The following is an 8,244-nucleotide window of genomic DNA, read 5'->3' as shown; positions in this document are numbered from 1 at the left end:
GGCAAGGCGCTGACCGGGCGGACGGACCTGTTCCGCTACCTGTGGCGCAGCGTTCTGGAGTTCGACGGCCGCGGCGCGCCCAGGGAAGCCCCTCGCGGTCAGTGCTCTTCAACGCGGCCCCCCGAAGCCCGGTGCGTGGCGTCGTCCGGGCGCCGTCCCACGAACGTGTGCGTGACCCCGTACTGCCAGCCCGGCAGCGGTGCGCTGGCCACCGACTCCAGGCCCGCGCGGCGCATCCGGTCCAGCAGCGCGCCGCGGCCGTCGAACTCCAGAACGCTGCGCCACAGGTAGCGGAACAGGTCCGTCCGCCCGGTCAGCGCCTTGCCCGCCGGTATCACCACCCCCCAGCACACCGCCGACCACACCGCCCGCGCCGACGCCGAGTCGGCCACGGAGTACTCGTGCAGGACGACGCGGCCGCCGGGTTTGAGCAGCGCGCGCACCGAGGCGAGCAGGGCGTCGGGGTCGGGGCAGTTGCGGATGAGGTAGGCGCCGAACACCGCGTCCACCGGGCCGCCCAGATGCTCCCGGGTCCACTCGGGGGTCAGCTCCTCGGCCCTGGCCCGGTGGAAGGAGACGGACTCCGGCCATCGCTTGGCGCGGGCCGCCTCCAGCATCCCCGGCGAGGCGTCCACGGCCGCGATCCGGGCCCGGGGCAGGGCGCGCAGCAGGGCGGCGGTGGAGGCGCCCGTGCCGCACCCGAGGTCGAGCAGGCGCAGCCCCGTGCCGTCCCAGGGCAGACCCAGCCGCCTGGCGGAGACCCGCAGGTGGGCGTGGTAGCCGGGGTTGGCGCCCACGAGCCGGTCGTAGGCTCCGGCGGCGTGGTCGAACTCGTCGGTGACCGCGCCGTCCTTCATGGCGTGCGTCGTGGTGTCCACGATCTCCTCCCGGGGGGTGTCCGTGTGCGGGCGCGGCCCTTCCCGTGCATGCTGGGGGCATGGCCGACTACGACGTGGCGATCATCGGCGGGGGAGCCGCTGGGCTCACCCTGGCCCACCAGCTTCGCGGGGTCAATAACCGACGTGGCCGACCCTTGAGGGTCGCCCTGCTCGAACCGCCCCCCGGGCAGCACACGCCCCCGCCCCGCACCTGGTGCTTCTGGGAGCCCGACGGCGGGCCGTGGGACCACCTGCTGGCCGCCCGCTGGACGGACCTGTCCGTGGTGGGCCCGGACGGGGCCTCCCACCGCTCCTCGGCCGCGCCCTACGTGTACAAGATGCTGCGGTCGGCCGACGTGGACGCGCACGTGCGCGCCTCGGCCGGTGAGCACGTGCACCAGCTCCCGGTACTGGTCACCGATGTCGCCGACGGCGCCGAGCACGTCGTGGTGCGGGGCACCGGACCCGGGGCAGGGCAGCGTGCGCTGACCGCCTCGTGGGTGTTCGACTCGCGTCCGCCCCGGCCCGCCCCGCGCGGGCGCACGCACCTGCTCCAGCACTTCCGCGGCTGGTTCGTGCGCACGCCCGACGACGCCTTCGACCCCGCCTCGGCGGTGCTCATGGACCTGCGCCCTCCCCAGCCCCCCAACGGCGTGGCCTTCGGCTACGTGCTGCCCCTGTCGTCGCGCGAGGCGCTGGTGGAGTACACCGAGTTCGGCCGAGAGGCGCTCACGACCCCCGAGTACGAGCGCGCGCTCAAGGACTACTGCGGCCTGCTCGGACTGGGGGACGTGGAGGTGACCGCGGCCGAGCAGGGCGTCATCCCGATGACCGACGCGCGGTTCCGGCCCCGCGCGGGTCGGCGCGTGTTCCGGGTGGGGACGGCGGGCGGCGCCACCCGGCCCTCGACCGGGTACACGTTCAGCGGTGTGCGGCGCCAGACGGCCGCCGTGGCGCGGGCGCTGGCCCAGGGGCGGGTCCCGGTGCCGCCGGTGCCCCACCGGCGCCGCCACCTGGCGATGGACGCGGTCATGCTGCGGGCCCTGGACACGGGCCGGGTGCCGGGGGCGGAGTTCTTCGCCAGGCTGTTCGCGGCCAACCGCCTCGGGGACGTGCTGGCCTTCCTGGACGGCGGTTCGCGCCTGCCCCGGGAACTGGTGATGGGTCTGAGCACACCGGTCGCGGCCATGTCGCTGACCAGCCTGGACCAGGCGTGGTACGCGCTGCGCGGGGTCGGAGCGAACGGCCTCAGCCGGGGGCCAGGGTCCGCACGGCTTCGGTGAGCGAGCCCAGGTGCCCGGCGGCCAGCCCCGGCGCCGCGCCCAGCGACCGCCAGCCCGGCCCCGCCGTGTACACGGCGGTGGCCTGAGCCGACTCCGCCGCCGCGCGCACCGCGGCCCGCAGCGCCGCGACGTCGTCGGCGTTTCCGGCGTGGGACCACAGGACCAGCGCGCGCGGGCCCGTGCGGCGCACCGTCCGCACCGTCGCCGCCACGGGCGTGCACGGCCCCAGCACACGGCGCGGTACCCCCCGTTCGCGCAGCGCGGCGGCCAGCGCCTCCATCGGAAGGCTGTGCATCTGGCCGGGGCCGCAGGCCAGCACCGTGGCGCGGCCCGCCGGGGCCGTGTCCGCGGGGGCGGCCACGCGGCGCAGCGCCGAGGACACGCACCACGACAGGAGGTGCTCCACCTCCACGTAGCGCCGGGTGTCCTCCCACTTGCGGCCCATCCCGTACAGCAGCGGCATCGCCAGGTCCTCCCAGGCCGCCACCACGCCGCGCTCGTCCAGCGCCTCCTCCAGCAGGCGTTCCACGAGTTCGGCGTCCATGCGCATGGCGGCTCGGGCGATTCCGTGGAGGGTGGGGCCGGCCGGACCGAGGGGCAGGGTGTCCCCGCCGGGGCGCACCCGGGTCCGTACGCCACCGCCGGGGGCCTTCGCGTCCGCGTCGTCCCCACCGATGCCCGAGCCCTCCCCGGAGGCCTCCTGGCTCTCCCGCCCGAAGGCCCCGGTCTTCCTCCCACCGGTTCCCGCTCCCCGCTGAGGGGGAACGCGCTGCGCGGAGGGGCCGCGAGCCGCGCCTTCGCGATCCGGTTCCAGTACGCACTCCGCCGCCGAGGCGGGCGGCAGGCCCTCACCGACCAGTCGGCACAGCTCGCGCAGGCGCGCCACGTCGGCCGGGGAGTAGCGGCGGTGCCCGCCCGGACTGCGTTCGCGGGGCCCCACACCGTAGCGCCGGTCCCAGCTGCGCAGCGTGGAGGGCGAGATCCCGAGCAGGCGCGCGGTCGCCCCGGGGGTCAATGCGTCGGCCATGGCGCCCCAAGCGTTGCGAAATCGGTGCGTCTTGTGCCGCGCACCACACGCGTAGAACTCTAGCTGGGAGAACACCGGAAGGGGCAGCACCATGGATCTGGACACCAGGCGCCCGGCCGACCGCCGTCTCAGCGTGGTCTACCGTGTCGGCGCCGGACTCACCGGACTCGTACTCATGGGCTTCGGCATCGCGGGGCTGGTGGTCAGGCTCCCGCTCTTCGACACCCAGGGGGAGGTCATCGCGGGCCTTTCCACCAACGGTGCGCTGAGCTTCGTGTCCATCGCGATCGGATCACTGCTGCTGGGCGCGTCCGTGCTGGGCGGCTCTTTCGCTTCCACCGTCTGCACGGTGGTGGGCGTGGGCTTCGTGGCCAGCGGGCTCGTGAACCTCTACCTGATGAGCGCGGGGCCCAACATCCTGGCCTTCTCCATGCCCAACGTCATCTTCAGCTTCGTCGTCGGGATCACGGTGATGACCTTCGGCATGTACGGCCGGGTCAGCGGCGGCCTGCCCGAGGACAACCCCTACCGCCGCAGGCGCGCGCGGCGACGCGATCGCCGCCACAGCGTGGTCGGTGCGACCGGATGAGGCCATCCGTCCTGGTCACCGGGGCCACCGGCTACATCGGCGGACGTCTGGTGCCCGAGCTGCTCGCGGCCGGGTACCGCGTCCGCTGCCTGGCGCGCACCCCGGAGAAGCTGCGCGACCAGCCCTGGCGCGACCGCGTGGAGGTGGTCCGGGGCGACGTGGTGAGCGGCGAGGGCCTGGACGAGGCGTTCGCGGGCATCGACACCGCCTACTACCTGGTCCACTCGATGTCGGGCGGGCGCGACTTCGCGGGCACCGACGCCCGTGCCGCCCGCAACGCCGCCCGCGCGGCGCGCGAGGCGGGCACGACCCGCCTGGTCTACCTGGGCGGGCTGGCGCCGCACGGGGAGGCCCTGTCTGCGCACATGGCCTCGCGCGAGGAGGTCGGCCGGATCCTTCTGGAGTCGGACGTACCCACGGCCGTGCTGCGCGCCGCGGTGATCCTCGGCTCCGGCTCGGCCTCCTTCGAGATGCTGCGCCACCTCACCGAGCGCCTGCCGGTGATGACCACGCCCCGGTGGGTGCGCAGCCGCGTCCAGCCGATCGCCGTGCGCGACGTGCTGCGGCTGCTGGTCGAGTGCGCCGAACTCCCGGAGGGGACCAACCGGACCTTCGACATCGGCGGCCCGGAGGTGCTCTCCTACGCCCGGATGATCCAGCGCTTCGCCGGGGCGGCCGGGATCGCCAGGAGGCTGATCATCCCCGTCCCCGTACTCTCGCCGGGCCTGTCCAGCCTGTGGGTCGGCCTGATCACGCCGGTGCCGCCCGCGATCGCCCGGCCGCTGGTGGAGTCGCTGCGCCACGACGCGGTGGTCGGCGAGGACGACCTGTCCGAACTCCTGGACGACCACGACCGGATCGGCTTCGACCGGGCCGTGGAGCTGGCCCTGCGCCGCGTCGACGAGTCGCGGGTGGACACCCGCTGGTCCTCTGCCGCATGGCCGAGCGCCCCGTCCGACCCCCTTCCGAGCGACCCGGACTGGGCGGGCGGCAGCCTCTACACCGACGTGCGCGCGCGGTACGTCGACGCCGGAACGGAGGCGGTGTGGAAGGTCGTCGAGGGTATCGGCGGCGAACACGGCTGGTACTCCTGGCCGCTCGCGTGGGCCGCGCGCGGCTGGATCGACCTGGCCGTGGGCGGGGTGGGCCTGCGCAGGGGGCGGCGCGACCCGGAGCGGCTGCGGGTGGGCGACTCCCTGGACTTCTGGCGGGTGGAGGAGGTCGTCCCCGGCGAGCTGCTGCGGCTGCGGGCGGAGATGCGCCTGCCCGGACCGGCCTGGCTCGAACTGGGCGTGGCCCGCGTGCGCGGACGCACGGTCTACCGCCAGCGCGCGCTCTTCCACCCGCGCGGTCTGCTGGGGCACCTGTACTGGAAGGCCGTCACGCCCTTCCACGGGTTCGTGTTCGGCGCGATGGCCGACAACATCGTCGCGGCCGCGGAACGGGCCTCCCGGGAACGGGCGTCCTCGAAGCGCGCGGCCCCGCGGGGGGCGCGGGCGCGCCGTTGAGACCCGGCTCCCCGGCCCCGGTCCGTTCGGACCGGGGCGACGGCGTTCGCACCCGGCCGCGCCGCCGTCCGCCGGTGACGGGGGCCACGTCCGAGCAGGACGGGGGCGGGAGCATGGCGGGAGCGGACTGGGGTAGGGTCATGCCCGAAAGTAACTCGAAAAGCGAGATGCTCAAATTTCGAGCAAGCTGACGGTGTGAGAGGGATCCCGAACGTGGACAAGGACAACGGCAGACCACCTGCCAGGCGGTCGCGCTGGTGGATCGGAGCGGCCCTGCTGGTCGCCCTGGTGTGGCTGGCGGGCGCCGGGCCCCTGGGCATGTTCCTGGGCAGGCTCGGCGAGGTGCAGACCAACGACCCGGGCGCGTTCCTGCCGGTGGGCGCCGAGTCCACCGAGGTCAGTGAGATCGCCGAGGAGTTCGACCGGGAGGAGGCGGTCCCGGCCGTCGTCGTCTACTCGCGCGAGGACGCCGGGGACGACGGGGGCGAGGCCCTCGGAGAGGGCGAACTCGCCGACATCGCCGCGGTCGCCGAGCGCGTGGGAGAGGAGCCCTGGGTCTCCGGCTCCGTCGTCGGCCCGATCCCCGGGACCGAGGACCCCTCGGTCGCCCAGTTCGTGGTGATGCTCGACCCGGCCGCCGACACCGGCGACGCGGTCGAGGACCTGCGCGCGGTGCTGGCCGACGATCCCGTGTCGGGGCTCCAGGTCCAGGTCACCGGCCCCGCCGGTTTCGCTGCCGACCTCGCCGCGGCCTTCGGCGGCATCGACTCCACGCTGCTGATCGTGGCCATCACCGCCGTGCTGATCATCCTCGTGGCCGTCTACCGCTCGCCGCTGCTGCCGGTGCTGGTCATCCTCGCCTGCCTCCTCGCGCTCGGACTGTCCGGAGCGCTGGTCTACCTGGCCGCCGACACCGGTCTGGTCAGCCTCAACGGTCAGAGCCAGGGCATCCTGTTCATCCTGGTCGTGGGCGCCTGCACCGACTACGCGCTGCTGCTCGTGGCCCGCTACCGCGAGGAACTGGCCGCCCGCGACAGTGTGCCCGAAGCCGTCACGGCCGCCGTGCGCGGCGTGACCGGCCCGGTCCTGGCCTCCGGCGGGACCGTCATCCTCGGCCTGCTCTGCCTGCTCGCCGCCGACCTGGCCTCCACCCGCAGCCTCGGCCCCGCGGTGGCCATCGGCGTCGTCGCGGCCCTGCTCTCGGCGATGACCTTCCTGCCCGCCGTGCTCGCCCTGTGCGGACGCGCCGCCTTCTGGCCCGTGGCACCGCACAGCGGCGGCCGTACGGACGGAACTCTGGACGAGGTCGTGGCCAGCCACCGGTTCTGGGGCCGCCTGGCGACCACCGTCTCGCGCAGGCCGCGCCTGTACTGGACGGTCACCACCGCCGTCCTGGCCGCCGCGGCCGTGTTCGCGCCCCAGTTCGACGCCGGGGGCACCGGCCAGGCCGAGGTCTTCCGCACCGAGGTGGAGGCGGTCGACGCCCAGGAGGCCCTCGACCGGGGCTTCGGCTCCGACGCCAGCGCCGCCCCCGCCCTGGTGGTCGCCGACGCCGACCACCTGGACGAGGTCGTCCGGGCCGCCGAACGCCTGCCCGTCGTGGACGGGGCCGCGCCGGTGACCGAGCCCGGCCCGCCCGGCGCCGACCTGCCGCCCCTGGTGGAGGACGGCCGGGTCCTGGTCGAGGTGGTCCTCACCGTCGGCCCCGAGTCCGCCGAGGCGGTGGACGCGGTGCGCGACCTGCGGACCGAACTGGACTCCGTCGAGGGCGCCGACGCCCTGGTCGGCGGGGTGAGCGCCACCGACCTGGACACCCTGGACACCGCCCAGCGCGACTTCGCGGTCGTGGTGCCGCTGGTGCTCGTGGTGGTCTTCCTCGTGCTCATCCCGCTGCTGCGCTCCCTGGTGGCGCCGCTGCTGCTGATGGCCGTGAACGTCCTGTCCTTCGCTGCGGCGCTGGGCGTGGGAACGCTGCTGTTCGACCACGTGCTCGGCCTGCCCGGCGCGGACCCGGTGGTGCCGCTGTTCGCGTTCGTGTTCCTGGTGGCGCTGGGGATCGACTACAGCATCTTCCTCATGTCCCGGGCGCGTGAGGAGACGCTGCTGCACGGGCACCGCGAGGGTGTGCTGCGCGCGCTGACCGTCACCGGCGGTGTGATCACCTCCGCCGGGGTGGTGCTGGCCGTGACCTTCGCGGCCCTGGCGGTGATCCCGCTGCTGTTCCTGCTCCAGTTGGCCTTCCTGGTGGCGTTCGGCGTGCTGGTGGACGCGCTGCTCGTGCGGACGGTGCTGGTGCCCGCGCTGTCCCTGGACGTCGGGTCCCGTGTGTGGTGGCCCGGGCGCGCGGGCCGCGCCCCGAAGGTCGCGGAGGAGCCCGAACCCGCCGAGCGCTGAGGCGGCCCCGGTCCCGCACCCCCCTGGACCCCGCCTCGTCGGGTGCGCTCCTCGGCGCATACGGCGAGGCGGGGCGCGCGTGCGCTCCGGAGGTCGCTACAGGGCGTCTCCGGGCAGGTCCGCGTAGGCCGCGGCGAACTTGCGCACCAGCGCGGCCTGCGGCAGGTGGACGCCGTCGATGGCGGCCACCGGCCGCACGCCCGTGGTGGCGTTGGCGATGAACGCGCCCGCCGTGCGGGTGCTCGCCGCCGAGGCGATCGGCCGGGTGGTGACCGGGACGCCGAGGTTCTCGGCGGCACGGCTGACCAGCGCCGTGGTCACCCCGGGCAGGCAGGGGGCCTGCGGCCAGACCAGGCCGCCGCCGTCCAGGAAGCCGATGTTCCAGGTGGGGCCCTCCGAGACGCGGCCGTCCACGCCCGTGAACAGCGCGTCGTCGTAGCCGTCCAACTGTGCGGCGCGGCGCTGGCGGAGCGCTCCGAACAGGCCGGTGCTCTTGACCTGCGGGGTGTCCCGGGTGAAGAGGCGGGTGCCCAGGCGGACCGGGGGAGGGGAGGAGCCCTTGGGC

The 8,244-nt window shown here is 74.9% G+C and carries 7 protein-coding genes and 1 pseudogene; 5 read left to right on the top strand and 3 right to left on the bottom strand.

Annotated features, from left to right (window positions below; genetic code table 11):
• A pseudogene (locus ABD54_RS29225) lies at window positions 1–78 on the top strand (ubiquinone biosynthesis methyltransferase UbiE); the annotation flags it as partial.
• Between the two features lie 20 nt (window positions 79–98).
• Here ABD54_RS29225 and ABD54_RS23930 read toward each other — a convergent pair.
• Window positions 99–878 (bottom strand): class I SAM-dependent methyltransferase, encoded by a 780-nt coding sequence (locus tag ABD54_RS23930; RefSeq protein ID WP_082166966.1) that lies wholly within the window; start codon window positions 876–878, stop codon window positions 99–101.
• A 59-nt stretch (window positions 879–937) separates the two neighbouring features.
• Here ABD54_RS23930 and ABD54_RS23925 point away from each other — a divergent pair, with 59 nt between their 5' ends.
• Entirely contained in the window at window positions 938–2,161 is a 1,224-nt protein-coding gene (locus ABD54_RS23925) for a lycopene cyclase family protein (protein ID WP_047871793.1), read from the top strand.
• On the opposite strand, the gene ABD54_RS23920 is transcribed toward ABD54_RS23925, so the two are convergent.
• Window positions 2,127–3,188: a MerR family transcriptional regulator gene (locus tag ABD54_RS23920; RefSeq protein WP_047871792.1), complete on the bottom strand. Its 1,062-nt coding sequence runs from the start codon at window positions 3,186–3,188 to the stop codon at window positions 2,127–2,129. The two genes, ABD54_RS23925 and ABD54_RS23920, sit on opposite strands and share 35 nt — an antisense overlap.
• Window positions 3,189–3,279: 91 nt before the next feature.
• On the opposite strand from ABD54_RS23920, the gene ABD54_RS23915 reads away from it, so the two are divergent.
• The 3 genes from ABD54_RS23915 (at window position 3,280) to ABD54_RS23905 (ending at window position 7,679) form a co-directional block, all read left to right on the top strand.
• Window positions 3,280–3,777 carry a DUF4383 domain-containing protein gene (locus ABD54_RS23915; protein WP_047871791.1) on the top strand — a complete coding sequence of 166 codons (498 nt, stop codon included), beginning with the start codon at window positions 3,280–3,282 and terminating at the stop codon, window positions 3,775–3,777.
• The gene (locus ABD54_RS23910) at window positions 3,774–5,285 is read left to right on the top strand and encodes an SDR family oxidoreductase (RefSeq protein ID WP_047871790.1); all 1,512 of its coding nucleotides are present in this window, start codon (window positions 3,774–3,776) and stop codon (window positions 5,283–5,285) included. The genes ABD54_RS23915 and ABD54_RS23910 overlap by 4 nt, the downstream gene beginning before the upstream one ends.
• A gap of 213 nt (window positions 5,286–5,498) precedes the next feature.
• On the top strand, window positions 5,499–7,679 hold the full coding sequence (locus tag ABD54_RS23905; RefSeq protein ID WP_047871789.1) for an MMPL family transporter: 2,181 nt from the start codon (window positions 5,499–5,501) through the stop codon (window positions 7,677–7,679).
• Between the two features lie 96 nt (window positions 7,680–7,775).
• Here the strand turns inward: ABD54_RS23905 and ABD54_RS23900 are convergent.
• On the bottom strand, window positions 7,776–8,244 hold a 469-nt coding region (locus ABD54_RS23900; protein WP_047871788.1), incomplete at its 5' end, for an aminotransferase class IV.

This window comes from Nocardiopsis sp. RV163, assembly GCF_001029525.1.
Taxonomy (GTDB): domain Bacteria; phylum Actinomycetota; class Actinomycetes; order Streptosporangiales; family Streptosporangiaceae; genus Nocardiopsis; species Nocardiopsis dassonvillei.
This window is presented reverse-complemented; position numbering and strand designations above follow the sequence as displayed.

Bases quoted from the DNA above. Each gene is read 5' to 3' on its own strand.
- ABD54_RS23925 (WP_047871793.1), top strand. From the start codon at position 938: ATGGCCGACTACGACGTGGCGATCATCGGCGGGGGAGCCGCTGGGCTC.
- ABD54_RS23920 (WP_047871792.1), bottom strand. From the start codon at position 3,188: ATGGCCGACGCATTGACCCCCGGGGCGACCGCGCGCCTGCTCGGGATC.
- ABD54_RS23915 (WP_047871791.1), top strand. From the start codon at position 3,280: ATGGATCTGGACACCAGGCGCCCGGCCGACCGCCGTCTCAGCGTGGTC.
- ABD54_RS23910 (WP_047871790.1), top strand. From the start codon at position 3,774: ATGAGGCCATCCGTCCTGGTCACCGGGGCCACCGGCTACATCGGCGGA.